This window comes from Pseudoalteromonas fuliginea, from assembly GCF_000690055.1.
Lineage (GTDB): Bacteria > Pseudomonadota > Gammaproteobacteria > Enterobacterales > Alteromonadaceae > Pseudoalteromonas > Pseudoalteromonas fuliginea.
Map to the genome: position 1 here is coordinate 38,423 of NZ_JJNZ01000007.1, position 26,671 is coordinate 65,093.

Genomic DNA, 26,671 nt, shown 5'->3' on the forward strand with positions numbered 1-26,671 from the left:
TGAGGCTGATATGAGTTTCTCGCAAAAATTTAAAAAAATGACATACGCTCTTACATCTCGTACCGCGATGCTAATTATAGGTTTCCTAGCTTTATCATTATTGATTTGGTTTGGTGGTCCTTTAATTGCAGTGGCAGATTACGTCCCTTTAGCAAGTATTGCTGCAAGGTTGCTAACAATATTACTTATATTATTGCTCTTTTCTGTGACGAAAATTTATCGTCTTGTGCAGCAAAATAAAAGAGATGAAAAAATGGCTGATGAGTTAATCGATAGCGATGACTCAGGCGGCAGTGAAGTAAACGAAGAAATCACGACTCTAAAAACAAGAATGAATGAAGCTATCGACTTGTTAAAAGATGTTAAGTTGTTCAAAGGTAAAAATATTTACCAGTTGCCGTGGTACATAATGATCGGCCCTCCTGGCGCGGGTAAAACAACCGTTATTAATAATTCAGGATTGGATTATCCATTAAAAGATAAACTGGGCGTTGATTTAGTTCATGGCATCGGTGGTACACGAAATTGTGATTGGTGGTTTACTAATAAAGCGGTATTGATCGATACCGCCGGTAGGTATACAACTCAAAATAGTCATGCAAAACATGACTCACGAGCATGGGAAGGGTTTTTAGGTCTATTGCGAAAGTATCGTCCACTTAGGCCAATTAATGGTGTGATGATCAGCATGGGTATATCTGAGTTGATGAGTCAGACTAAAACTGAGCGTAACTTGCATGCACGTGCAATAAAGCAACGGCTACAAGAGCTTCAAAATCAGCTTGGGATGACATTTCCTGTCTATGTTATTTTTTCTAAGGTTGATTTAATTGAAGGATTCAGAGAATTTTTTGGCGAATTAACGGAAGAAGAATGTGAACAAGTATGGGGAGTTACCTTTGAGCTTGATCTTGCTAAAGACACCCAGGTAGAAGCGTTTAATAAAGAATTTCATACTTTAATTTCTAAATTAACAGAAATGCTTAATCGCAGATTGATAAATGAAAGAAACGAAGCGATTAGAGCTAAAATATTCGAATTCCCTAGGCAGCTAAGAGTACTTCAAGGTGTCGCTGATGGCTTTTTAAAAGAAATATTTACACCTAATGCATATGAAGAGCTGCCCATGTTTAGGGGCGTTTACTTAACGAGCGCAACTCAAGAAGGAACGCCTTCTAGCTTTTTGAATGATGTTAACTCAGGTAAAACAGATTATATCAATCAATCAAAAAGCTTTTTTATAAAAAATGTTTTAGAAAGCGTGATTTTTCCAGAGCAAAATTTAGCAAGTACAAATAAACATCACGACAAACAAAATAAATGGCTACGCGTTGCTAGTATCTCATTAGCTGTTATTGCGCTATTTGGCTTTTCAATTTCTTGGTACTTTAGTTTTGCATGGAATAGTAATCTAATTGCAGAAACTGAAGAGGCTATTTCGACATATCAAGAGCTTGATTCAGCGTCATTTGATCGAAATAACTTAGTGGTTTTAAATGATAGGTTAAACGCGCTGAGAAATTTACCAGCAAGTGCGCCATTTTTAATGGACTCGGAAGAGTCACCATCATTTGGTTTTAATAAATTAAATGAAATTAAAGCATCTTCTGTTAATGCTTACGATCGTTCTTTACAAACTTATTTAGAACCATTTATCAGCAATACCCTTATAAAAGAAATGGCAGCCCATCCAGAGCACCTTAGTTATTTATATGAGACTTTGAAGTGTTATTTAATGCTATTTCAACCAGAGTATTTTGAAAGTGAAGACATTACAGCATGGTTTGATGCTTACTTAGAAAGAAACCTTCCGGGTGATAAGAGTATTCAAATTAGAGATGAATTAATGGGTCATATTTCAGCTTTGTTGAACAAAGGTATTAATCAAACTGATGTTGATAACCAAGCTGTACGAACTGCACGCGCTGAATTAACTAAGTTGCCTATAGCAGAAAGAGCGTATCAACGTCTGCAAGCTGACTTTCTTAATAGTAGTATTCCGCCGTTTAGATTAACCGATATTGTTAGCTTTGAAAGTGCGCAAAAATTTACGTTTCGTAATAATGGTGAGCTAACTAGAAATATCCCTGGGTTGTACACATTTAATGGATTTCACGGTATTTTTAACGTTGAAAAAAGTAAAATGTTAGGTAATTTAATGGCCAGTAGTTGGGTGTATGGTGAAGAAGCATCAGGCACTTACGATATTTCAAAAGATGAAATAGAAAAGAAATTAGAGCAGCGTTATTTTCAAGACTATATTCATTATTGGCAGTCGTTCTTAGATGACTTAAGTCTTAATCAATATAGCTCACCGGCAGAGGGCGTTAATATTACGGATGTATTAGCGGGTTCAGAAGCGCCAATTAAAAATATTATTACTGCAGTTCAAAAGAATGTTCAGCTGACAAAACTACCGGTATCGGAAAATCAAAAAGCAGCAGGTAAACTGGCTGCTAATGCTGCTGAAATTGCAATGCAAACGAAAGCAAATAGGATCAAGCGATTTTTACCTGACGAAGCGCCTAAGTTCGACATAAAGTTGCCAGGTTACCAAGTCGAAGAAGCATTTGAAGATGTGATAAACATTGATTCTCAACAGCTCGATAATATTCAGAAAAATCTGCGAGAGCTTAATATTTATTTAACCAAGCTCGATCGAGGCGATCAGCTTAAATATTCAATAAAAGATCAAATTAGTGGTAAGAGTAAACCAAGCTTTATACGTCAATTAGAGTTTCAAAGTCGAGATTTACCTTATCCATTTAATAGCTGGTTATTAGATATAAGCAGAGACACTAGTAATATCACCAAAAATAGTGCAAACAGGCACCTGAACGAAATTTGGAAAAGCAAAGTTTTAAGAGAATACAATGCTGCGATTGTGGGAAGGTACCCTTTCTCTCCACAGGCAGATAAAGAAGTAAATATGAAAGACTTTGCTCGCTTTTTTGGACCAAGTGGAACCATTGATAGCTTTTTCAATAGCTATGTTGCGCCTAGCGTTGATATAAGCTCAAGTCCATGGAAGTTTGAAAAAGACATTGGTATTAGCAGTGAAACATTAAAAATGTTTGAACATGCTTATCAAATCCAAACCGCTTTTTTTGATGGTGGAAGTAATACCCCTCGAATAGAATTTGGTTTACGAACATTTAAACTGGATAAAACAGTGTCTAGCCTTATGATAGAAATTGATGGACAGTCAATGACTTACCGACATGGTCCATTAAAAGTAACAAATTTTATTTGGCCTGGAGCATCTGGTCAAAGTAAAACAAGAGTGGTGTTTACGCCTCCAAATGGTGGCCGCTCAATTAACACAACTTATCAGGGTGAATGGTCACTTTATAGAATGCTTGATGAGCTTAGCGAAAAAAGAAGCCAAACTCGTAACGATCTAGAGCTGCACTTTTCAATTATGGGAAATAATGCAAAAGTCGAATTGTTGCCTAAATCAATCAGACATCCATTTTGGAATACAAGCGTAGAGAAGTTTTCATGTCCGACACGATTATAAATATAGGTTATCTTGGTAAAGTGCCCTCTTTAGGCGACTTTGTTCAAGATAACGTTTCTAAGGCATTTTCTGAGCATTGGGAGCAATGGTTACAAGCAGCCATTGCTGTTAGTAAGGAGCAGCTAGGAGAAGCATGGCAGGATAATTACTTGGTAGCGCCTGTCTGGCACTTTGCCTTGAGCCCTAATATAGTTGGCGACAACGGGGTTATGGGAACCATAATACCGAGTATGGATGCGGTTGGAAGGCATTATCCTTTTACTCTATTGAGTGAGACGCAAAGTGACCCTATTGCTATATTAAACTCAGGCGTGTTTTCTTTAGAGTATGAAGATGTGGTTTTAAAAGTATTAGAGGGCTCGGTTGATCTTTTTTCGTGGAGAAAAGAGGTCACCCAAACGCTTAATATAATGACGGCTGAAAAAAAGCAGGTCAGCTATTCTCATTCACCCGATAAAAACAAAGCGGGTGAGGCGTTTGAATTTTCAGGTACTGAGCTGTCAGATAATGTTTTAGAAGATGCAATGCATGCCATATTACATAAGAAACATGGTGATTATAGCGTTTGGTGGACACATGGTTCATTTAACATCAAACCAATGGTGCTTATTACATCTGCACTACCTCCTGTAAATCAAGTTGCAGCCATGTTAGATGGTAGGTGGAAACATTGGGAATGGAATTATACGCAGGTAAAAAATAGTGATTAGTAAATTTTGTACAAGTTATGCCATTACCCACCGAGGTGTTGTTAGGCAACTAAATGAAGATGCCCATGTAGAAATTAATAGTCATAACCTGTGGGTTGTTGCTGATGGCATGGGAGGCCATGAAGCCGGTGAAGTCGCAAGCCAGTTAGTTGTTGATGTTATTAGGACAAAAGTTCAAGAGCTTGAATTAGATGTTTTAAGTATTTCTCATATTGTGGGGGCGATTGAAGAAGCAAATAGACAGCTCAGTGAATACAGTGCTTCTTATTTAGATAATAAAACGGCGGGCAGTACGGTTACTGCGTTATTTTTAAAAGATGGGAACTACCATATTTTATGGGCTGGTGATAGCAGAGCCTACTTATTACGTGATGGTGAGCTTCAGCAGATATCAAGAGATCATAGTCAAGTAAATGACTTGATTGATGAAGGGGTTATTTCTGTTGAAGAAGCGAAAAATCATCCTCTATCTAATGTAATAACACGCGCAGTTGGTGTTATGGAAAATGTAAAAGTGGATGTTATTAAAGATAAAATAAGAACCGGTGATATATTTTTACTTTGTTCTGATGGGCTAACTGGAGAATTATCTGATGACGATATATGCATGTCTTTAGAACCAAATAGTATTATTGATTCGGGTATGGCATTAATGCACTCTTCTTTAGTTCGAGGTGCAAGAGATAATGTGACATGTATTTTAATTAAATATGATGAAACAAAAGATAATCAAGATATTAATGCGATTAATAATATGGATGAGGCGACGATTCCTTTATTTACTAAATAACATATTGATTATTTTAAATAAGATTGTTTTAAATTATTTAAATGATGTTATTTGAAAGTATACTAAAAATTGATTGTTTATATATTGGCAATAATGAATTTTTAAACACAATTGTAACTAAGCTTGTATTTTAATATAAAGAATGTAATATAAAATCCGCTCCGCTTTATTGGAGTTTTATGGATAATTATTAGGACAATGGAATGTTTTTATTAGATGAATATATCTCCCCTATTTCAGACACTGAGATTGCAGGTATTGATCCCCGCTCAGATGTCTCTCCTACGTCTACATATTATGCTTTAAAAGATTTGAGAAATCAGCTCCGAGCGGCTGAAAGAAATGCATTGGTTGATGAGCAAGGTATCTCCTCTTTGTCGCGAGACTGGTTACCTCTCCTTGAGCAATGTAGCAAAGCAATAAAAACCGAAAGCAAAGATATTGAATATTTGGCATGGCTAATTGAAGCAATGTGTCGTATTTACGGCTTTAAAGGCTTGGCGTTTGGCTTTAAAGTTGCTCATAACCTAATTGAAAATCACTTTGACGATTTATACCCTACACTCGACTCAGATGATGAAATTTGGGATAAAGTATCAGCACTAGTGGGGTTAAATGGCTCTGCGGGTGAAGGTACGTTGATCATACCAATAAAGAGTATTTACTTAACTGATAGTGTAAGTATGAATTCTTATTCTTTTTGGGAATATCAACAAGGATATGATGTTTCTCGTTTGAGTGATGATAAAAGAGAGAAAAAAATTACTCAAGGTGCAGTTGACTTCGAATTAATAGAAAAAAGTGCGGCAGAAACCAGTACTGATTTTTTTGTCTCTCTAAAGTTAGATATTGAAGAAGCGATTGAGCAATTTTCCACGCTTAGTGAAGTAATGGACAGAGTGACAGGTCAACCACAGCCGACTTCTAATATAAAACAGGCACTTGAAGTGAGTTTGGCGGCACTAAAACACGTTGCTGCAGATAAGCTTGAAGCGGCAGAACAAGCGCTAGCTGAAAAGAATGCTAGTGAAAATGTTGAGCTAGAAACTGAGAACGATGCGGGAGTCGAAGGCGTAGTTGAAAAAGCGAATAGCAATGAGATTAATTCTAGAGAAAATGCAATAAGTAAACTAAAAGAAATAGCCACATTCTTTAGAAAAACAGAGCCTCACTCGCCGATGTCGTACACGATAGAACAAGTAATTCGATGGAGCGAATTATCGCTACCTGAGTTATTAAATGAACTAATTACAGATAGTGATGCTAGGACTGGGTACTTTAAGTTGTCTGGCATTAAAATCAGCGAAACTGAAACATAAGTAAAAGGAGTTCTCAATGAGTATCCATGATAAATTAAAACGAGTTCGTAAGCCTAGAGTACATATCACTTATGATGTGGAAACTGAAGGCGCAGCGGTTAAAAAAGAATTACCATTTGTTGTTGGTGTGATGGGGGACTTTTCAGGAGATAATGCTGATGCCTTAAAGCCACTTAAAGACAGACGATTTATACAAATAGATCGCGACAACTTTAATGATGTTTTAAAGCGTATGAGTCCTTCTCTGAATTTATTAGTCGACAATACATTAAATGATGAAGGTTCTCAGTTTGAAGTTAAGCTTAACTTTAAATCGATTGATGACTTTGAGCCAGCAGCTGTTGTAAATCAGGTTGAACCATTACGTAAATTAATGGAAACACGTAATAAACTACGCGACCTAATGACTAAAATTGACCGCTCAGAAGAACTTGAAAATGTATTAGAAGAAGTACTTAGTAATACCGCAAGTTTAGACTCTATCGCTAAAGAGCTTAAATTAGAGGAGACTGAAAAATGAGTACAGAGCAACTAAGTACAGAATTAGAGTCAACGACTGAAGTGAGTTCATCTTTACTTGAACAAGCTATTGGTGCAACTAAGCAAACAGATGCGAGTCGCGCAGAAGAGTTACTTAAAACACTGACTGAAGAAGCCTTGAAAGGGACAGTCCAGTGGAATAAAAACATGACTGTGACGTTTAATGAAGCAATTCAATTAATCGATCAAAAAATATCAAAGCAGCTAAGTGTTGTTATGCACAGTGATGAATTTCAAAAGCTTGAAGGTTCATGGCGTGGATTACATCACCTAGTGATGAACTCAGAAACAAGTGGCACACTTAAAATCCGTGTTTTAAATATGAAGAAAAAAGAACTTCATAAAGATTTAAGTAAAGCGGTTGAATTTGATCAAAGCCAGACGTTTAAGAAAATATACGAAGCTGAATTTGGCACACCAGGTGGTGAACCTTACGGCACAATCGTTGGCGATTTCGAATTTACTAATCATCCTGAAGATGTTGAAGCACTTAGTTTAATGTCTAATGTTGCAGCTGCAGGCTTCTGTCCATTTATTGCGGCATCGTCGCCATCATTATTTGGTTTCGATAACTGGGAAGAATTGACAAAACCTCGCGATTTAGAAAAAGTCTTTGAATCATTAGAGTATACAAAATGGCGCTCATTTAGAGACAGTGACGATTCACGTTTTGTATCTTTAACAATGCCTCGTTTCTTATCTCGCCTGCCGTACGGTGCTGCTTCGAAGCCAGTGGAAGAGTTTAACTACGAAGAGTTTGAAGTTGAGCCTAAAGATGGTCGTTCGGTCAGTACTGAAAATAAAGACTATTGCTGGAGCAACGCAGCGTACGCTATGGCAACAAATATGACAAAAGCTTTTGCTCAATACGGCTTTTGTACTGCTATTCGTGGTGCTGAAGGTGGCGGTAAAGTAGAAGGCCTACCAACACATATTTTCACTAGTGATGACGGCGACCCAGATCTAAAATGTCCGACTGAAATTGGTATAACAGATCGTCGCGAAGCAGAGCTAAGCAAATTAGGATTTTTACCACTTTGTCATTATAAAAATACTGATTATGCTGTGTTTTTTGGTGGTCAAAGTTGTCAAAAACCACAAATTTACTCTACACCAGATGCGACTGCTAATGCTGCAATTTCAGCTCGATTACCATACTTAATGGCGACGTCTCGTTTTGCGCATTACTTAAAAGTGATGGCTCGTGACAAAATTGGTAGCTTTATGGAAGCAGAAGACGTTGAATCTTGGTTAAATCGTTGGATACTATCTTACGTTAATGCAACAGAGGGCGGTGGTCAAGATATTAGAGCACGTTACCCTTTAGCTGATGCAAAAGTATCGGTTAAAGAAATTCCAGGTCAACCTGGTGCTTACAATGCTGTTGCCTGGTTAAAACCTTGGTTACAAATGGAAGAGCTTACTTCTTCTTTACGCCTTGTAGCTAAAATTCCTGAGATTGGTTAACTAACCTCTCTCTAGCGTTAAGGATAATGCATTAGAATGAATCACGAAGAGTTTTCATTTATAAATCAAGACTTCACTTTTCAACAAAAGTCGCAGTCTCGAATAAGTGATAATGAAGCTTTGCTTGATAGGTTTTTAAACGAAAAAAACCTAGATAAAGCATTATTATTATGGCTTGAAGGCTCTTCTGATTCACCTATTTCATGGAATAAGGAGTCTTTAGGTCCCTATCTACAACGTATTATAGTTGAGCTTGATCAGCTGATATCTAAACAACTAAATATAATTATTCATGACAAACGCTTTCAAAAATTAGAAGCTAGCTGGCGTAATATGTGGTGGCTTTTATTGCAGAGCGAGCAATACGATAAAGAAAATAAAGTAAAAGTAAAAGTATTAAACTGTAATTGGATGACCTTATCTAAGGATGTAAATAAAGCGATTGATTTTGATCAAAGCATGTTTTTCCAATTATTATATCAAAGCGAGTTTGATAGTGCCGGGGGAGAACCTTTTGGGGTTGTTATTGGCGATTACGAAATAACAAATACCTTTTCTGAAGGAACGACTTACAACGATATTGATACAATAAAAGAGATATCAAGAACGGCGGCTGCCGCTTTTTCTCCTTTCATCTGTTCCGCTTCACCCAATTTATTTGGCGCTGATAGTTTTTCTGACTTAGGTTATTACTCCGATCTTTTTAATCATTTTGAACAGCCTGAATATGCAAAGTGGCAGAGCTTTAGAAAGATGGAAGAGTCGCGATTTATCGGCTTTACATTACCGCATGTCCTCGTTAGGCCACCTTATAGTAATGACGGCAAACGCCATCAAGATTTTTATTTTAAAGAGCAAATTGTTGACCCTGAAACAGATATGCTTTGGGGAAATGCTTCTTTCCAGTTCGTATCAACAATAATAAGAGCTTACTGTGAGAGTGGCTGGTTTGGTCATATTCGTGGCATTGAACCAGGGAAAGTTTCAAAAGGGTTAGTGACAGGGCTAGCACGAGACAATTTTGCTAATGATACATATCAAAAAGAGGCTAAACCGCCTTTGAATTTATTGGTAACAAGTAAGTTTGAGAAACAGTTTTCTGAGCTTGGTTTTATTCCTGCTTCATCGGTTACAAATACAGAACACATTGTTTTTTATAGTAATGCGTCTGTTCAAAAAGCAAAAAATTATGACTCAAGTGCTGCAAATATAAATGCGCGTTTATCTTCAATGCTGCAGTATATATTGTGTGTTTCTCGTTTTGCGCACTATTTAAAATTATTAGCACGTGATCGCGTAGGCTCATACAGTACTGCGCAAGCATGTGAAAGAGATTTACAGGCTTGGGTAAATAACTATACCACAGCATCAGATTCAGCTTCTGAGCAAATCAGAAGCAAATACCCATTAAGTAATGCAAAGATAAAAGTTAGTGAAAATAAGGCTAATCCAGGGCATTACTTTTCTGTTTTGCAGTTACAACCACACTTTCAATTAGATCAAATGGTTTCTAGCATTAAATTAATAACTGAGCTTAGTCCTCACCATAAAATAAAGGAATAGTAATGAAAAAAATACATAGCTTAATTCGTGAGGGGAAACTCACTGATGCATTGTCATGCTGCGCAACTGAGTTGCAAGATGAACCTTTAAACTTTGATATTAGAAGTATTTACGCAGAGCTACTTTGTATTAATGGTGAACTTGAAAAAGCAGATAAACAATTAGATTTTATGGTTCAAAAGAACCCAGAATTTGCCGTTGGTGCGGTCAACCTTCGTCACTTAATTCGTGCGCAGCAGTCGAGAGTTGATTTTTATCAAGGCAATGGAATTCCTAAACTGTTTCATGATGCAGATGAACTCGACACTTTATTTTTAAAAATGCATGTTGCTTTACTCGAAAATGAAGTTAATGAAGCCGCTGAGTTAGCCCTAAAAATGGAAGCGCTTAGAGCTACAATATCACAAGATGATTCAACTGGAATTCGAGATCTTGATGATACCTTGGGCCCATATTTAGAAGTGTTAGGTACAAATGGCGAGTTTTATTTAGCCAATTTTAATGAAATAGAAACATTAAGAGTACAGCCTAACGAATCACTACTTGAAAGTATTTGGTTACGAGTGGAAATAACAATTAAAGATGGCCCATCAGGTACAGCTCATTTACCGCTTGTTTATGCAAATTCAAACAGCGACATTGAAAAGTTAGGGCAAGTGTCTGATTGGGAAGAACTTAAAGACGAGTTTATTATCGGTAAAGGAATGAAAATGCTATTTGTTAATGATGAGGCAATCACTATTCCTAACTTAAAAATAAACGCACTCGAAACAGCCTAATTTATATTTGAATAATCATGATTGAACATAAGCAACAGCTTCAAGCATCAATTATCGATAAACTTATCGATGATGAGCCCGACTTTCAAGATGCACCTTCTCGCACCGAAGGGATAACGATTAGTGAACTCAGAAAAAATGTGCGAAGAGACATAGAAGCGTTGCTTAATGCGCGAATTCAATGGCATACATGGCCATCACAATATGATGAATTAACAACATCTTGCTTATCATATGGGCTTCCTGACTTTTCGAGTATGTCAGTAAGCTCTCATGAAGGACGAACATTATTGTGTGAGACGGTCAGAGATACGATTTTAAAATTTGAACCACGATTTCTTGAGGTTGAGGTGTTTACTGATGAAGAAGTGCCAATTAATAGAGTACTCAATTTGCGAATAAATGCGCTTTTGTATGCTGATCCCGAGCCTGAATTCATTAGTTTTGATTCTGAAGTTGAGCCAGTTAACTTAGGCATGAAAATTATTGAGGCATCTTTATGAACGATGAATTATTAAAGTATTATAATCGTGAATTAGCATTTGTGCGCCATTTAGGTAAAGACTTTGCTGATAAATATCCTAAGGTTGCGGGGCGATTAAAGCTTAGTGAAGATCATATTGAAGACCCTCATGTATCGAGACTAATAGAATCCTTTGCTTTTTTAACCGCCAATATTAGACAAAAGTTAGACGATAGTTTCCCTGAACTAACGGATGCCTTACTGGGTCAGATGCTGCCAGATTATCAAGCACCAATACCCTCAATGTCGATAGTTAAGTTAGAAGCCGAAAACCTATCTACCACGGGTATTGTGATACCTAGAGCGAGTGAAGTAGAAACAAATGTTGAATCTATGAAGCAATGTAAGTTTCAAACCTGCTATGAAACTTACTTATGGCCTGTAGAAATAACAAGCGCTCAGTTTGACAACAGCCCATTTGTTGCGCCTAAACCGAGGTGGCATGAAAAAGCAAAATCAATATTTAAACTTGAGTTAACTGGTGAATACAAAGGTGTGTCGCTGGCAGAAACAGGACTTGAGAAACTACGTATATTCATCAATGGTCAATGGCACCATACGTTAAAAGTGTATGAATTACTTTTTAAGCATTGTATTGGAGTTGCGATTGATAATGGCGAAGAAGGGATTAAGTACGTATCAAAAGATCAACTTAAAGCTGTTGGTTTCGACGCAAACGAAGCCGTTGTTCCTTATTCACAGCGCTCTTCTTCCGGTTATCGTTTATTAGTTGAAAATTTTACTTTCCCAGAGAAGTTTAGATTTTTTGAGTTACAAGGAATTAAGTCGTCACTGCCTAAAAAGTCTAATCAATGTACTTTGTATTTTTACTTAGATACAGAATCAGCTGAACTTGAAAAACAAGTTGATAAAAATATGTTTTTACTTGGTTGTACGCCAATTATTAATCTATTTGAGCAAGAGCTAGAGCCAATACGACCAGAAATAAGTGAATACGAGTATAAATTAACACCCCGCTATATGGACTCAGAAATATCTGAGGTGATTGGCCTTTGTGAAGTAATTGCTTTTGATCATAAAGGGAATAAGCAGATTGTATCCCCTTTTTACGGACAAACGCACCCTAAATACCAGGGGCATGAAGACTTGTTCTGGCACATACGAAGAGAAACTGCATCTTGGGCCGGTGGTTATGTTGAATCAGGAACTGAGACATTTTTATCACTTGTAGATGCGACGTTTGAAAACAGTGCAATGGAATACGGTGAGGGAAATACAGTATTAACTGTTCGTGCAAATTGCAGTAACCGAAATTTACCTGCAAGTATGCCTTTTGGCGATGATGAGCTTGGGCTACTTATGCCTGAACGTGGTGATGTAATTAAAAAAATCCGCTGTTTAATTCCTTTTACGCATGCAGTTAGGCCAATTTTAGCTGACGCAACAAGGTGGCAATTAGTTAATCATTTAACACTAGATGCTTTTAGTGGTGATGATGCATGTGTCAAATTAAAAGAAGTCCTTCGTCTTTATGATTTTAGAGCTTCACCGCAGACAAAAGGCATGATTGACAATATCTACAGAGTGTTAGTTACCTCTTCAACTGCACGAGTAGTACAAAGTGGTAGGGTGAGTTTTGCAACGGGGAGTGATATTGAAATTACCTTTGCTAATGATGACTTTTCTGGCAGCGGCATGTTTTTCTTTGCCTCTATTTTAGACCATTTTTTTGCACAATTTGCTGCAATTAACAGCTTTACGCGTGTTAGCCTCAGATTAAAAGAGCAAGAACAAATATATTATCAGTGGCCAGCTAGAGTGGGTGATAGTCCTCTTTTATGATTAAGCATATTATTTCTCAAGCATCGCAAATAGACTTTTATAAAGCCGTTTTCATAATAGAAAACCAGCTTAAAAAGGATGGCTTAGAGCACCGTCACGTAGGCTACGATAGTAACCCAAAGCACGAGCTTATTAAATTTACGGCAACTCAAAAGTTTGGTTACCCAGGTAACGCGATTACAAAATTAGAGGAAACAAGTTTTGAAGATGGCCTCCATAAAGTAAATATGCAGGTATCTTTTATGGGCTTAACAGGTTGCTCAGGTGCGCTACCACAATTTTACAGTGAATTGGTTATGCAACGCCTGAGATATAAAGACACCACTATGCGTGATTTTTACGACATGTTTAATCATCGCCTAATTTCTTTGTATTACAGAGCTTGGAAAAAATATAAACCATCACTGAATCATATAAATAAAGATAAGAATAAAGACCCATACACACAAATTTTAGGTTTGTTAAGTGGAGGTTACAACGAACATCAACTTCATTTTTCTGGTTTATATAGCCGAAAGATAAGAAATGCATCGGATCTAAAAAGCATTCTTACTTCTTATTTAGGGTGTGATGTTGCGATTAAACAAATGATTGGCCAGTGGCATGATCTTAAGCCTCAAGAGCAAACACGCCTAGCTAGTCAGGCACTCTTTGAAGGGCAACATGCACGCTTAGGTGTTGACACTGTGATTGGTAAGCAAATATGGGATGTTTCATCAAGCATTGAAATTCATATTTCTTCAGATGACCCCTCGAAAGCTAAATCGTTATTACCTAAAGGGTCTTTGTTTGAGCTTAGCAATAAAATTATAAAAGATTATGTCGGAAATTCAGTTCAATTTCGGTTAATTATTGAATCTGATTTTCATGAGTTAGAGGCGGTATCGCTTTCTAAAAATAATTGTCAACTAGGCGCTAATAGTTTTTTAGGCGCCGGTAAAAACACATTTAAAAATAAACCTACTAAGTTATCGTTTAAAGGATAATTAAAATTAAAAGGAATAGTGTATGTCTTCGATGACACTGAATAAGCTCGTTGAAAAATTGAGTCCCGACTGTAGAAAGAGCCTAGAAGCTGCTGTTGCAATTTGTAATAGTCGTAGTCATTTTACTGTTGAATTAGAGCATTGGTTACTTGCTATGATTGAACAAAAATTAGATGACGTTAGGCTTATATTTGGCTCATTCGATATTGATATTGATAGAGTTCAACAAGACTTAAATCAGTCGCTTGAATCATTAAAAACAGGTAGTGAGTCTTCACCTAGTTTATCCGTTCATGTGACTAGCTTATTAAAGCAATCGTGGTTAAGCACAAGTATAGAATTTACAGATAACCAAATTCGCAGTGCTTATGTTCTTTATACACTCACTAAAGACGATACACTTTCGAGCTTAGTGACTCGTTGCAGTAAGTTATTTAATAAAATTGAACCTGGGCAACTCTTGCATGCCTGGCCAGAAATAGTTGCCCAATCAGAAGAGCGAAACCATTCGGTACAAAGTGCAACTGCACAAACAAACTTAAGTTCTAAAACCCCTAGCCTTGACCAGTTTACTGTTGATTTAACGGCGCAAGCACTGGAAGGAAAAATTGATCCTATTTTAGGAAGAGATTTTGAAATTCGTCAAATGGTCGATATTTTAACAAGGCGTAGACAGAATAACCCTATTCTTACCGGTGAGGCCGGTGTTGGTAAAACGGCTGTTGTAGAGGGACTTGCACTTAGAATCGCACAAAAAGATGTACCCGCAGTGTTACAAAATGTGAAAATTCATAGCTTAGACTTAGCTTTGCTTCAGGCTGGGGCTGGTATGAAAGGTGAATTTGAAAATCGCTTAAAATCTTTAATTAATGAAGTGAAAAATGCGATTAATCCAGTAATTCTTTTTATTGATGAAGCGCACACTATGATAGGGAGTGGTGGTACCGCTGGTCAAAATGATGCTGCAAATTTATTAAAACCAGCACTCGCTCGAGGTGAATTACGTACAATCGCTGCGACAACATGGGCTGAGTATAAAAAGTTTTTTGAAAAAGATGCCGCATTAACTCGTCGTTTTCAGGTTGTTAAAGTTGAAGAGCCAACACCAGAAAAAGCAGTGGCTATGTTACGCGGATTAGTGCCTGTAATGGAACGCCATCACAAAGTATTTATTTCTGAGCAAGCATTAGAGAGCGCTGTTCACTTATCTCATCGCTATATAACAGCAAGACAATTGCCAGATAAAGCGGTTGCATTGCTCGACACTGCTTGTGCGCGTGTTGCCATGAGCCAAGCATCGACCCCCAGTAATATAGAGCAACTTGTCAATAGATTAAGTGAGATTGAAACGCAAGTACAGATGCTAAACCGCGAACAAAAAACGGGGTTAGATCATTCAGAACAACTAGATACGCTAAAAGCTGAGTTAGTTGATATTGAAAAGCAACTTGAGCCATTAAATGAGCAATTTAAATTAGAAAAAGAGATTGTTACAGATCTTAACAAAGCACTCGAATCAATAAACTCCGAAGAGGATGAATCTTCAGCACAGATGCTTGAAAGGTTAAAAGAAAGTAAACATAAACTTGCCTCATACGAGCATAACATGGTGCATTGGCAAGTGGATGAAGAGTTGATTGCACAGGTTATCTCTGATTGGACGGGAATACCCGTAGGGAAAATGCATGAAGATGAAATTCATGGCATTTTAAACCTAGCAAGCCAAATGAAAGAGCGTGTAGTAGGACAAGATCATGCACTTGATTTAATCGCTAAGGTTGTACAAACGTCTCGTGCTCAACTAGCCGATGAAAGTCGACCAAATGGTATTTTCATGCTCGCTGGCCCAAGTGGTGTTGGTAAAACAGAAACAGCCTTATCACTTGCCCAAGAAGTGTATGGCAGCGAAGAAAATGTCACCATTATTAATATGTCTGAATTTAAAGAAGAGCATAAGGTGTCTTTATTGCTTGGCTCACCTCCTGGTTATGTCGGATATGGCGAAGGCGGTATTTTAACCGAAGCAGTAAGAAGGAAGCCCTACAGTGTTGTGCTGTTAGATGAAATGGAAAAAGCGCACCCAGGTGTTCAAGATATTTTTTATCAAGTGTTTGATAAAGGTACAATTAAAGATGGTGAAGGGCGTGACATCGATTTTAAAAATACAATTATTATTATGACTTCAAATGTGGGCACAGATACCACAATGAGCTTATTTGAAGATGAAGAGAGTAAACCAAGTATAAAAGGTTTATTAAAAGCATTACAAGACGATTTATTAGGTTCATTTAAACCTGCATTTTTAGGACGGATTAACGTAATTCCTTATATTCCATTGAGTGATAATATACTGACTGAAATCGCAGGGATTCAAATAGATAAAATAATTAAAAGAGTTAAAAAGAATTATGACGCAAAACTCACTTATAAAAGTGATGTTGTTGAGTATATTATTGCTAATTGTCAAAATGCAGGGTCGGGTGCAAGGAATATACATACGATTTTGCAAAATAAAGTATTACCTTTATTATCTGAAGTTTTATTATCTAGTATGGTAGATGGCAACAAAGTTAGTAGTATATTGTTGTTAATTAAAGATAATGAATTTGAAATTGAATTAAATTAAATTTATTTTTAATATAACTGAGTAATAAGGTTGTTTCTTTAGTTTTAGGGCATTATAATTTTGGTGTCTTAGGTAACTACATGGAATTTTTGAGACATTGTCTTCATCTAGGGAAAGGAATTCTGAAGACCTTTTCATTGCTGTTATAAAGATAATGATTTCAAAGGAATTTTGGGAAACCAAAGTAAATAATCCAGTATTAATGGATAACATTGTTTAATTAAAAGGAGCATTATCAAATGCAAGCAAATACATATTTAAAATACGGTTCAATCAAAGGCGAAACTACTGCTGAGTCTTTCAAAGATTTAATTACAGTTTTATCACTTGATTGGAACGTAAGCCGTGAAATTAGCTCAGCCACTGGTACAGCGATGGATCGTGAATCTAGCTCTACTCGTTTAGGCGATGTAACAATTACTAAACTTCAAGATAAAGCGTCTCCTGACCTTTTCAAAGAAGCAACTATTGGTAAAGGTTTACCAGCTATTTTCCATATCACTAAACAAGGTGATAAAGTTGAAGAAATCATGAAAATCGAACTAACAGATGCAATGATTTCTAGCTATTCAGTATCAGTACAGAACGATCGTCCAATTGAAACAATCACTATCAGCTACACTGAAATGATGATGACTGTTACACCGACAGACGACAAAAATAACATTACTGCGCCACTTGTATATGGTTACAGCGGTGTTAAAGGTCAACAAATGTAATATTTGTTGTCTAATAATGGCTCTGGGCTTTGCTCAGAGCTTTTTTTGATCTCTAGGATGGGAAAAGCAAGGAATGCAAAAAGCAACACAAGATAAAAACGTAATTCAAATTAGCACCCCTGCTGGTAAAGACGCCCTCTATTTAACTCGTTTTGTCGCCCAAGAGGCAATGTCTGACTTATTTGTTATGTCAGCTAATATGTATACGATTGGCAAGCAAATAGCACATGAAGACTTAGTTGGTAAGCCTGTTTCTATAAAAGTAAAAAATGCTGAGGGTGGCGGCGAACGTTATTACCATGGCATAGTCAGTCATCTTGTTTCAAATGGCAGCCGTACAGCGGATGTTGATGAACAAAAAAATTATATTGACTATCAAGCGACAATAGTTCCTTTTGCGGCGTCAATGCGCAACCGTAAAAATAGTCGTATTTTTCAAAAGAAAACAATTAAAGATATTTTTGCAGATTTGTTTGGCCAACACAGCGTTGCCTTTTCAGACAAAACAAGCAAAACCTACCCTAAATACGAATATTGTGTTCAATATCAAGAATCAGATTTTGATTTTATACAACGCTTACTTCAACATGAAGGCATTTTTTACTTCTTTGAACACTCAAACAGCAATCATACACTTGTGTTAGCTGACGATGTTACAGCCTACGAAGTGTGTGGAGAGGCAAAGGTAGTTTATTCAACCGGACACCTTAGCGAGTCGCATGTATCACGCTGGCAAGGTGGTTTAAGCATTGCCCCTGGTAGCTTTAAACGTGTTGGGTACGATTTTAAGCAACCCTCAAGATACCCTGATGGAGAGCAAGCAAATTCTGAGTTGCCAACACAATCGGTATCAGAAATATTCGAATATACAGGTGAGTCTGAATGTCACCCTCGTGCAGCAAGTATGGCATCGGTACAGTTAGAGTCATTGCAAAGAGACATGAAATTATCAAGCGGTAAAAGTGATTGTCGTTCTTTTACCGTGGGTAAATTATTTGGTTTTAAAAAACATGAAGATCCTAGATTAGAAGGAAAAACCTTTGTTATAACGTCAATGATGACGTCAATAACGGTGCCTAATCAATCAGGTGGTCAGCAAAGCGCGGCAGACGAGGTTTACTCAAATCACTTTGAATGTGTACCAAAAGAAATACCATACAGAGCACAAATTAATAAAAAGAAGCCTGTAATCAATGGTGTGCAAACGGCAATAGTGACTGGCGACAGTGCTGACGAAATAATGATTGATCAATTTGGTCGCGTTAAAGTGCAGTTTGACTGGGACCGAGAAGGCAAAAAAGATTCGAAAAGTTCATGTTGGATACGTGTTGCTCAAAATTGGGCTGGTAAAAAGTGGGGCGCCTTTTTCTTTCCTCGTGTAGGGCAAGAAGTACTTGTTGATTTTATAAATGGTGACCCAGATCAACCTATTATTAGCGGCGCAATTTATAACGCTGATTTAATGCCTCCGTATGCATTACCCGCTGAAAAAACACAAAGTGGGATTAAAACACGCTCAACAAAAGAAGGTGGTGCTGATAACTTCAATGAGCTGCGTTTTGAAGATAAAAAAGGCAGTGAGCTTTTATACATACAAGCTGAAAAAGATAAACAACTATATGTTAAAAACGATCAAAATGATAAAACCGATAACGACCATAATGTTGAAATTGGTAACGATCGAAAAGTAGATATAGCTAACAATGACAGCTTAAAAGTAGCTAAAAACCATATTGCTGATATAGGTGAGAATGATACTTTAAAAGTAGGAAAAAAATTAAATATCGAAGCCGGTGATGAAATTATTATTAAAACAGGATCTGCTCAGATTAAAATGAGTAGCAGTGGTAATATAACTATTGAAGGCACTAATATAAATATTAAAGGTAGTAATATAAAAGTGGATGGCAGTGCCATTACTTTATCTGCCGGTTTAATTAAATTAAATTAATGCAATTATGGAAATAATAAATAGTTTTCAAACAGGTTTGAGAAATGGCATTAATAACAATGGGCATGTTGTATATTGTCGTTATGGGTTGCCTCATTTGATTTGTTTACCAGTTAATAGGCCTGATGATCCATTGCTAAATCCTGCATTAAGTCATTTAAAGGCAATGGATGGCTACTATGCACAACAGTTTTTTGTATACTTACATACCTCGTTAAATAGTGAGGATGTTGTATCAGGGTTATATCAGTATGTAATGCAAAGCCCTGTGGCGCTTTCGGATTATACTAAAAGTGAACTAATTGATGAATTATCTCGCTTAGTTGCACATAATAAATTATTAATTATTCCTTTATACGAATAATAGAATTACTTAAAAATCAGTAATAAGACAAGGAGTCTAAATGGGTAAGCCAGCAGCTACAATTGGTCATATGCATGTGTGTCCTAAAACTACCGGCACAGTTCCGCATGTTGGTGGTCCTGTTGTTCTAGGCTCTAGCAATGTATTAATTGGAAGTATGCCCGCAGCTCGCAAAGGCGACATGATGGTATGTATTGGTCCACCCGATAGCATTAAGTCAGGATCTGGCTCAGTTAAAATTAATGAAAAACCAGCCGCAAGAATGGGTGATGATAGCTCCCATGGTGGAAAAATTGTTGTTGGTAATCCGACTGTATTAATAGGTGGCTAACGTTGCTATCTAATTACTTAAGTAACTATGAAGCTCAATTGCTGGTAATTAGTAATGCGCAGCTTTGCCCGTTTACTTCTGTAGGGCATGTTAAAACACTCAAAAAAAGGCTACTAGAGTTATGTTGGTTAAATGCTAAACGTAATAACTTAAGCCAAGTATTTGTTAAGCCAAATTTAGAGCAGCTAATTGTATTTCAGGAAAGTGGACAGACCCATAATTCTATTTCTCAAGCTTGTATAGAAATAATGGCAAACCTTCCTCAAACCGTAAATATTAAGTTTATCAACTGTGTGCTTAACGAGCCTGAGTTACACGCGGTTGCAAAGTTAATTATACGTAAAGTTTTATTACAGCAACACAGCCTCAACCTTGTGCCTTTAATTGATATAAGCACTTTGTTTTTAGCTTATAGCACTGAGGATAAAATTTCAGACCAAGCTTTGAGTGCAATTGAAGAGATTTTATTCGTCACAAGTAAATCGAATACCAAAGAACTAATAAATATTTTTGATAATTTAACCAAAAATGGACTTGTTAACTCACCGTTAATGTCTCTTTTTTTACTATCGCTAAGTCTTGAACAAGTTAATGCTGTTAGTAACTATGCAAGCAACATTGTATCTGTTGATCATACTTTGCAAGTATTACTACAAAGTGGGTTTGTAAAGCTTATCCCGCTTGCTAATACGGTGCTGCATCAAGTAAAAAAGCCAGAGCAAATAGTTGCCTTGATTAAACGTATTCTTGGTGAAAAATTAGATGTACTCGTAAACTTTGAAACACAAATGCAAGCGAGAAATGGTAATGAACAAGCCTGTTTAGATTTTCAGCGGCAGTTACAGGTTAACTGGCCAAGCTATGAAAGCCAGATGTCTTCGCTGAGGTTACTTGCAGGCAGAACATTAAATGAGCCATTAAATGCGATAGAGATGTCAGCAATGGATTGTCAAAGCCAAGCGGTATTTAATCTATATACTTATTATCAGTCTGTTGCCGCTAGAAAAGAAAACTCAGGAACATTGTTATGAGTGCTTTTAGTGTATCAATAGATTATTTATCAATGCCTGCGACGACAAGTGTAGATGAATTACTATATGGTGATGTGACTGCCGCCCTAGAAGGGAAAAAATGGCAGTCGTGGGATGTATGTATTTACGATTGCATCGTAAAATCGAAAGAGCTAATTAATAAAGTAGAAGACTTTAATACGCCGCTTGTTTGGCTTTTGCCTGCATTATCTTATCAAAGTGAGCTTAAGCAATTACTTGAAAGCAGTTTAAAGCAGTTATACCCAGATCATGTTGAACACTTATTATTTTATGGTGTAACGAGTGCACATGTCGCAGTTGCTTTAACTAAAAAAAATCATTGGAAAAAAGTAAATATAATTGCGCTTGATGCAACTTTTAAAGCTGATGCATCAGGGCAATACAGCTACCAAGGTGTTGGCGGAGCATTTGCAACACTTGGGGCAAAAAAAACTGGGTGGTCGCAAGTAAACTACGAAATAACACCCTCAATTGATTTTGTTAAACATAATCAATTAAACGGTATGTTTACTCGAGTGGCTGAGCAAGCTCAGCAGTCTATTGATATTATTTTTGCGCCAGGAAATGGCATTAACCACGACAGTGAAGTGTGGTTAAACGATTTACAGCTGCTCAGTGCGTTAATTTATGAGCAGACACATTATGAGCTGCCTAATTATAAGTTAGGCCAAATTGGTGCGCTGGAAGGCGTTGTTAATTTATATCAATTAACAACGAGTCCCGTTATTGAAAATCATTGCAAACACGCTCTTATGATTTCGCAAGAACAAGCAAAGCACCAAGCAGTAGCATCATACTTATGGATAAGTGAGGAAGCACACAACTAATGCAAAGTAATACAGTTGTTTTACAAGGAAAAAGTTACCCTATTTGCCTCGTTGCTGGTAAAGGTCAAACGCCATCTGGTTATGCTCCTGTAGTAGCTAACACGCCTGAAAGTGCTAAAAAGCAAATTGCTCAAGTTGGCAGTACATTAACGAGCGATGCAACTAAACGTCTCGACGTAATTAACTTGCTCAACACTGCCGGTGTGAAATGTCCTCGTAGTGCCACAGCACGTGAAACTGCCAGTGTACTTTCGCAAGCGTTAGTTGCAGGTACTGTGAGTTGCTATCACCAAAAAGCAAAGTCGGCTATTCAAGTCAGCGATAATACAAATGCTGGCTCAGCAGGTAAAAAATCACCTAAAAAGGGCGAGTCACCCGCGTCAGGAAAAAGTGCCGCGCAAGCACCGGTAACAAATACGGGGGGGGTAAGCGATTCGACGCCAAGTGAAACACCCATTACTGAGCAAGAATGCCGTTCAGATCCGGTTTCAATGCTATCGGGTGAAGAAATACTGCCGCTAATTGATTTTACTTTAGCAGGCAGTCGCCAATTAATATGGCGACGTTTGTACCGCTCATCCCATGCCGATGTGTGCAGTGTTATGGGAAATGGTTGGCGCCACGATTTTATGGCAAGCCTTACTGAGCATTACCTGCCGCCACCAAAAGTAGGCCCTAAGCAAAAAGGGACTTACTGGTTAGAGTACCAAGATGAGCACGGCGCTAAACACCGCTTTGAAAAAGTAAAGCCTGGGCAATCGAGTTATCAGTTAAGCAGTAACCTTGCACTGCATTATCAAACTAATGGTAAGCAAGTCCTCGTTACGCCAGACGATCAACACTTGACCTTTAAAGCCGGTGAAAATTCATGGTTACTTGAAAAAATAATCAATGAAAAAGGCCAAAGTATTGGTTTTTATTACGATGCTAAAGAGCGCATAAATCGTATAGAAGTAAATAAAGCACGTGGCTGTATTATTAGTTACAACCAACAGGGTTTACTAAGTAAAATTGCGGCTTACCACACAGATAAAAATAATAAACAGCAGCTTATATACCCTGTACTTGCAAGCTATGAATATGACGAAAACAACAACCTTATTCAAGCAACTAATCAGCAAAACGAAACTGAGCGTTACGCCTACAACGCCGCTAATTTATTAACAAAGCGTACCCGAGCCAGTGGCTTTAGCCACCATTTTGAGTGGGATAGCTACTCACCCAGCGCTAAATGTATAAAACAGTGGGGCGATAACAATACCTATACTTACCAGTTTGAATACAACTTAGAGGCTGGTGAAACAACCTGTATAGATTCTCGCGGCCACAAAGAGCACTTTGTACATAACGCACAAGGTAAGCTGGTAAAACATACCGACCCTAACGGCAACGTATGGCAATATACATACAATGCGCAAGGGCAAAAGCTCAGTGAAATAAAGCCCGACAGCAGCACAACGCGCTATAGCTATACACCTTTCGGCCAATTAGAAGCAATAACGCAGCCAGATGGTAGCCAAACCCATTTTGCTTACAACCAACTTGGGCAACGTGTATTAACGACCTTACCTGATGGCCAAACCATTACGCGTAAATACAGTGTGGCTGGCTTATTACAAAGCGAAACCTTTGGCGATGGCCGCACCACATTATACAGCTACGATAAGCTCGGCCAGTTAACCCAGCATATTAATAAAAATGGTCAAATCACCAAATTTATTTGGAACGAGCAAGGCGAGCTGTTAGCCAAACATCTTAACGATGAGCTAATACGTTACAGCTACGACAATTTAGGCCGCGTAAATGCCACACTTAATAACGCAGGTTTACTAACTCAATATAAGTACAATGAGCACGGTCAGCTTACACAAACAATTGCCTTTGATGAAAAAGAGCCTGAAAATAAACAGCATCAATATTTTAGTTACGACGAAGCAGGGCGGTTAATTAGCTCGCAAAACAGCAAAGGCGATACCACAGAGCAACACTTTGAAGGGCTAAGCCAACCGCATTGTGTTATTCAGCCCGATGGCAGCGCACTGCATTTAACGTACGACAAAGAGCGAAACTTAACAGCCATCGAGCGAAGCGACGGCCACGTATACCGCATAAGTTACGACGCGAACGAAAACCCAACGCAAGTAACTGGGTTTGATGGCACGCTACAGCAGTATAAATATGATGCCTGTAACCGCCTAGCCTCAGTAACGCAAAGCAACAAACGCCACGTGAAAATAGAGCGCGACAGCCTAGGCCGTGTAACAGCGCAGCATGCAAGCCTTGCAAGCGACTCACATATTGTTAATAACGCCAATTATTACAGCTACACAAAGCAAGGTAAAATAGCGCGTGCACATAATGCGCAATCAACACTTAAACAAACGTTTGATAAAGGCGGGCGATTACTGCGCGCCGAGCAAGTACATAACCAGCAACAAGCGCATACTTTAAAATACAGTTACGACGAATACGGCAGACGGCAATCACTTACTCTGCCAGACTCAACCACGCTTAAATACAGCTACAACCAGTTTGGTCAGCTAAGTGCTATTCATTTACTGCAAACCAATAGCAAAGAGGTTGAGCTCGCACAGCCGCTTGTAACCTTAAGTTACGACAGCCAAGGTAATATTAAAACCCAGCAGTTTGGTAACAGCATTACCCTTACTCAACAGTTTGATGTATTCAACCGTTTAACGCAGCAGCAGCTTACACATCCAGCGCAAGCATTATTTGATACCTGTACGTATAATTATGACAGCGTAAATCAGCTGATAGCCCGTAAAAATGAAGGCGTAAGCAGCCAAAATATCAATTTTGAATACAACAGCCTTGGCCAGTTAATACAACAAACAATGGCAAGCTCACGTACTGATACAACCACACACTTCCAGTGGGATAGCTTTGGTAACCCGCAAAGCCAGACTGTTCAATCAAACACAAACGATGCGGGCATTAGCGGTACAGACACTAGTGATACAGGCGAGCAGGGTATAGAACATGATGCAGCCAGTAACGAGTATACAGCCAGCTCTTCTATTGATTTAACGCGCGCCACCCATAACGAATACAGCGATTTAGCGCCAAATAGTAGTAAAAACAGTAGCAACGCTGACTCAGTAATAAACAATGAAAGTACGAACAACACCACAATAAACAGTGCCACCGACGCCGACCGCCTAACACAATTTGGCGACAGCGACTTTTACTACGACGAGTTTGGTAACCAAATACGCGAAACCGGCAAAGGTATAAAAACCCGCCGTGAATACAACGCGTTTAACCAGCTAAGTTGCTTTAACAACAACGGCACGCTCACCCAATACGACTACGACCCACTCGGTCGTCGTATCGCTAAGCACACCGAGCACGGTAAAATTGACTACATTTGGGATAACGACCAGTTAATCGGCGAATGCCAACACGGTGAATATACTTGGTATATCAACCTACCAAATCAATTTCACCCAGTAGCACTAATTAAAAAAGGCGAGGTTTACTATTACCACCTAGACCAGCTTAATACCCCACGCTTTGTAACCAACAACAAAGCAGAAGTCGTATGGGAAAACCAAGCCGATGTATATGGTTATGAAGAGCCAGAAGCCGAGCCTGACTTTAATAAAGAAAGCAGCTTCACTCAGCCAATCCGTTTTCAGGGGCAGTATTTAGACGAGGAAAGTGGCCTACATTACAACCGCTACCGCTACTACAGCCCCAAGCAGCAACGCTTTATAAACCAAGACCCGATAGGGTTAGTGGGCGGGATAAACCACTATCAATATACGCCAAATCCGGTGAATTGGGTCGATCCGTTTGGGTTGTTGTGTAAAGAGGGGCAGGCAAAAGTAAAAGCTGCACTTGATGCTAATTCAGCTATTTCGCCAGAATTAAAAGAAAAGCTAATTAAACTGTCTCAACTCCCAGAGGATGCATCTCCTTATACAGCAGATGAAATGGTTAATCATATTAACCAAGGCACTGCTGAACAATTAGTTTCAGAAGCAAACCTTGACTTCAAGCCAGAACCAAAATCTCTCGAGGAATGTTTAGAAAGATTAGATATTGCACGTGAAAATATTATTAAAAATGGTTATAAAGCTAAATATACTGATAGCGAGTTAGTGAAAAAATCAAAAGATGGCTCTGTTGGCAAATCACGTTTTCTAGTCAGCTTCCAACCAGTTAATGAAGATATTAATGCAAAACTAGCTTTCAAAAAACCAAATGGTTTAGTTGCTATGTGGGCTACTAGCTTTGATATGCTAGAAAATGCAGATAGTGATCCTCAGATAATTGCTGATTTATTGGCAACTGGTTGCGATCCAAAAAAAGATTATGTACTTCATATTGTTGACCGTGGTGAAGATTTGAGTGATTTTGGTGAAAATACCTTCGTGCCTACATGGAATGAACTTGAAGAACCAGCTAAGAAACAACTTAAGCCAAAATATCATGATGCAATAAATAGCGTACTGAACTCTGATTACCAAAAACATTATGCGGCGCTCATGCAAGAGTATTGGGCTAATGGTTTAAATGAATTTAATTCAAAAGATCAAGATGAGTTTATAGAAGCCATGAACGATCAGGAGCAAGAGGATAAGTTTGCAGCAAGGCATGCTCTTAGAACCGAGTTCGGTGCAAATAGTGAGTTTACTGGTGATGGTATGACACAGTGCCGACATTCAGGAAACAATCATGGTGTGGTAGAGACTTTAACTTTGGAAAATGATCCCCCATCGATTGCAGAAATGAAAAATGTAACCACAGTCCGTTTAACACCTATTTAAGGGTAAAT

19 protein-coding genes are annotated in these 26,671 nt (G+C 38.0%); all 19 read left to right on the forward strand.

Annotated elements, in window-relative coordinates; all coding sequences use genetic code 11:
- Nucleotides 1-10 precede the first annotated feature (10 nt).
- Nucleotides 11-3,520, forward strand: coding sequence for a type VI secretion system membrane subunit TssM (gene tssM / locus DC53_RS18350; protein ID WP_033028451.1), 3,510 nt, complete (start codon nucleotides 11-13; stop codon nucleotides 3,518-3,520).
- Nucleotides 3,502-4,230: a type VI secretion system-associated protein TagF gene (gene tagF, locus DC53_RS18345; protein WP_007377097.1), complete on the forward strand. Its 729-nt coding sequence runs from the start codon at nucleotides 3,502-3,504 to the stop codon at nucleotides 4,228-4,230. Before tssM ends, tagF begins: the two co-directional genes overlap by 19 nt.
- On the forward strand, nucleotides 4,223-5,020 hold the full coding sequence (locus tag DC53_RS18340) for a PP2C family protein-serine/threonine phosphatase (RefSeq protein WP_007377096.1): 798 nt from the start codon (nucleotides 4,223-4,225) through the stop codon (nucleotides 5,018-5,020). Before tagF ends, DC53_RS18340 begins: the two co-directional genes overlap by 8 nt.
- Before the next feature lie 203 nt (nucleotides 5,021-5,223).
- Nucleotides 5,224-6,339 carry a type VI secretion system protein TssA gene (gene tssA / locus DC53_RS18335; RefSeq protein WP_007377095.1) on the forward strand — a complete coding sequence of 372 codons (1,116 nt, stop codon included), beginning with the start codon at nucleotides 5,224-5,226 and terminating at the stop codon, nucleotides 6,337-6,339.
- A gap of 16 nt (nucleotides 6,340-6,355) precedes the next feature.
- Nucleotides 6,356-6,859 (forward strand): type VI secretion system contractile sheath small subunit, encoded by a 504-nt coding sequence (tssB, locus tag DC53_RS18330; protein ID WP_007377094.1) that lies wholly within the window; start codon nucleotides 6,356-6,358, stop codon nucleotides 6,857-6,859.
- Nucleotides 6,856-8,346 carry a type VI secretion system contractile sheath large subunit gene (gene tssC, locus DC53_RS18325; protein ID WP_007377093.1) on the forward strand — a complete coding sequence of 497 codons (1,491 nt, stop codon included), beginning with the start codon at nucleotides 6,856-6,858 and terminating at the stop codon, nucleotides 8,344-8,346. The genes tssB and tssC (DC53_RS18325) overlap by 4 nt, the downstream gene beginning before the upstream one ends.
- 36 nt (nucleotides 8,347-8,382) lie before the next feature.
- Nucleotides 8,383-9,909: a type VI secretion system contractile sheath large subunit gene (gene tssC / locus DC53_RS18320; RefSeq protein ID WP_007377092.1), complete on the forward strand. Its 1,527-nt coding sequence runs from the start codon at nucleotides 8,383-8,385 to the stop codon at nucleotides 9,907-9,909.
- 2 nt (nucleotides 9,910-9,911) lie between these two features.
- The gene (locus tag DC53_RS18315) at nucleotides 9,912-10,688 is read left to right on the forward strand and encodes a type VI secretion system accessory protein TagJ (RefSeq protein ID WP_007377091.1); all 777 of its coding nucleotides are present in this window, start codon (nucleotides 9,912-9,914) and stop codon (nucleotides 10,686-10,688) included.
- A gap of 17 nt (nucleotides 10,689-10,705) precedes the next feature.
- Nucleotides 10,706-11,191, forward strand: coding sequence for a type VI secretion system baseplate subunit TssE (gene tssE / locus DC53_RS18310; RefSeq protein ID WP_007377090.1), 486 nt, complete (start codon nucleotides 10,706-10,708; stop codon nucleotides 11,189-11,191).
- A complete protein-coding gene (gene tssF / locus DC53_RS18305) occupies nucleotides 11,188-13,014 on the forward strand; it encodes a type VI secretion system baseplate subunit TssF (protein ID WP_033028452.1) in 1,827 nt (608 codons plus the stop codon). The genes tssE and tssF overlap by 4 nt, the downstream gene beginning before the upstream one ends.
- On the forward strand, nucleotides 13,011-14,000 hold the full coding sequence (gene tssG, locus DC53_RS18300; RefSeq protein WP_033028453.1) for a type VI secretion system baseplate subunit TssG: 990 nt from the start codon (nucleotides 13,011-13,013) through the stop codon (nucleotides 13,998-14,000). Before tssF ends, tssG begins: the two co-directional genes overlap by 4 nt.
- A gap of 22 nt (nucleotides 14,001-14,022) precedes the next feature.
- Complete coding sequence (gene tssH, locus DC53_RS18295) at nucleotides 14,023-16,626, forward strand: type VI secretion system ATPase TssH (protein WP_008137754.1); 2,604 nt, start codon at nucleotides 14,023-14,025, stop codon at nucleotides 16,624-16,626.
- Nucleotides 16,627-16,865: 239 nt separating this feature from the next.
- Nucleotides 16,866-17,345 carry an Hcp family type VI secretion system effector gene (locus tag DC53_RS18290; RefSeq protein ID WP_007377086.1) on the forward strand — a complete coding sequence of 160 codons (480 nt, stop codon included), beginning with the start codon at nucleotides 16,866-16,868 and terminating at the stop codon, nucleotides 17,343-17,345.
- A 73-nt stretch (nucleotides 17,346-17,418) separates the two neighbouring features.
- Entirely contained in the window at nucleotides 17,419-19,296 is a 1,878-nt protein-coding gene (locus DC53_RS18285) for a type VI secretion system Vgr family protein (protein ID WP_033028454.1), read from the forward strand.
- 7 nt (nucleotides 19,297-19,303) lie between these two features.
- Nucleotides 19,304-19,660, forward strand: coding sequence for a hypothetical protein (locus tag DC53_RS18280; protein ID WP_007377084.1), 357 nt, complete (start codon nucleotides 19,304-19,306; stop codon nucleotides 19,658-19,660).
- A 40-nt stretch (nucleotides 19,661-19,700) separates the two neighbouring features.
- Nucleotides 19,701-19,991: a PAAR domain-containing protein gene (locus DC53_RS18275; RefSeq protein WP_033028455.1), complete on the forward strand. Its 291-nt coding sequence runs from the start codon at nucleotides 19,701-19,703 to the stop codon at nucleotides 19,989-19,991.
- Nucleotides 19,992-19,993: 2 nt separating this feature from the next.
- Entirely contained in the window at nucleotides 19,994-21,022 is a 1,029-nt protein-coding gene (locus DC53_RS18270; RefSeq protein ID WP_033028456.1) for a hypothetical protein, read from the forward strand.
- Nucleotides 21,019-21,870 (forward strand): hypothetical protein, encoded by an 852-nt coding sequence (locus DC53_RS18265; protein ID WP_033028457.1) that lies wholly within the window; start codon nucleotides 21,019-21,021, stop codon nucleotides 21,868-21,870. Before DC53_RS18270 ends, DC53_RS18265 begins: the two co-directional genes overlap by 4 nt.
- The gene (locus DC53_RS0120295) at nucleotides 21,870-26,663 is read left to right on the forward strand and encodes an RHS repeat-associated core domain-containing protein (RefSeq protein ID WP_239462832.1); all 4,794 of its coding nucleotides are present in this window, start codon (nucleotides 21,870-21,872) and stop codon (nucleotides 26,661-26,663) included. The genes DC53_RS18265 and DC53_RS0120295 overlap by 1 nt, the downstream gene beginning before the upstream one ends.
- Nucleotides 26,664-26,671: the final 8 nt, after the last annotated feature.

Bases quoted from the DNA above. Each gene is read 5' to 3' on its own strand.
- tssF (WP_033028452.1), top strand. From the start codon at position 11,188: ATGAACGATGAATTATTAAAGTATTATAATCGTGAATTAGCATTTGTG.
- DC53_RS18315 (WP_007377091.1), top strand. From the start codon at position 9,912: ATGAAAAAAATACATAGCTTAATTCGTGAGGGGAAACTCACTGATGCA.
- tssC (WP_007377093.1), top strand. From the start codon at position 6,856: ATGAGTACAGAGCAACTAAGTACAGAATTAGAGTCAACGACTGAAGTG.
- tssE (WP_007377090.1), top strand. From the start codon at position 10,706: ATGATTGAACATAAGCAACAGCTTCAAGCATCAATTATCGATAAACTT.
- tssM (WP_033028451.1), top strand. From the start codon at position 11: ATGAGTTTCTCGCAAAAATTTAAAAAAATGACATACGCTCTTACATCT.
- tssH (WP_008137754.1), top strand. From the start codon at position 14,023: ATGTCTTCGATGACACTGAATAAGCTCGTTGAAAAATTGAGTCCCGAC.
- tagF (WP_007377097.1), top strand. From the start codon at position 3,502: ATGTCCGACACGATTATAAATATAGGTTATCTTGGTAAAGTGCCCTCT.
- tssB (WP_007377094.1), top strand. From the start codon at position 6,356: ATGAGTATCCATGATAAATTAAAACGAGTTCGTAAGCCTAGAGTACAT.
- DC53_RS18265 (WP_033028457.1), top strand. From the start codon at position 21,019: ATGAGTGCTTTTAGTGTATCAATAGATTATTTATCAATGCCTGCGACG.
- DC53_RS18280 (WP_007377084.1), top strand. From the start codon at position 19,304: ATGGAAATAATAAATAGTTTTCAAACAGGTTTGAGAAATGGCATTAAT.
- tssC (WP_007377092.1), top strand. From the start codon at position 8,383: ATGAATCACGAAGAGTTTTCATTTATAAATCAAGACTTCACTTTTCAA.
- tssA (WP_007377095.1), top strand. From the start codon at position 5,224: ATGTTTTTATTAGATGAATATATCTCCCCTATTTCAGACACTGAGATT.
- tssG (WP_033028453.1), top strand. From the start codon at position 13,011: ATGATTAAGCATATTATTTCTCAAGCATCGCAAATAGACTTTTATAAA.
- DC53_RS0120295 (WP_239462832.1), top strand. From the start codon at position 21,870: ATGCAAAGTAATACAGTTGTTTTACAAGGAAAAAGTTACCCTATTTGC.
- DC53_RS18275 (WP_033028455.1), top strand. From the start codon at position 19,701: ATGGGTAAGCCAGCAGCTACAATTGGTCATATGCATGTGTGTCCTAAA.
- DC53_RS18290 (WP_007377086.1), top strand. From the start codon at position 16,866: ATGCAAGCAAATACATATTTAAAATACGGTTCAATCAAAGGCGAAACT.
- DC53_RS18285 (WP_033028454.1), top strand. From the start codon at position 17,419: ATGCAAAAAGCAACACAAGATAAAAACGTAATTCAAATTAGCACCCCT.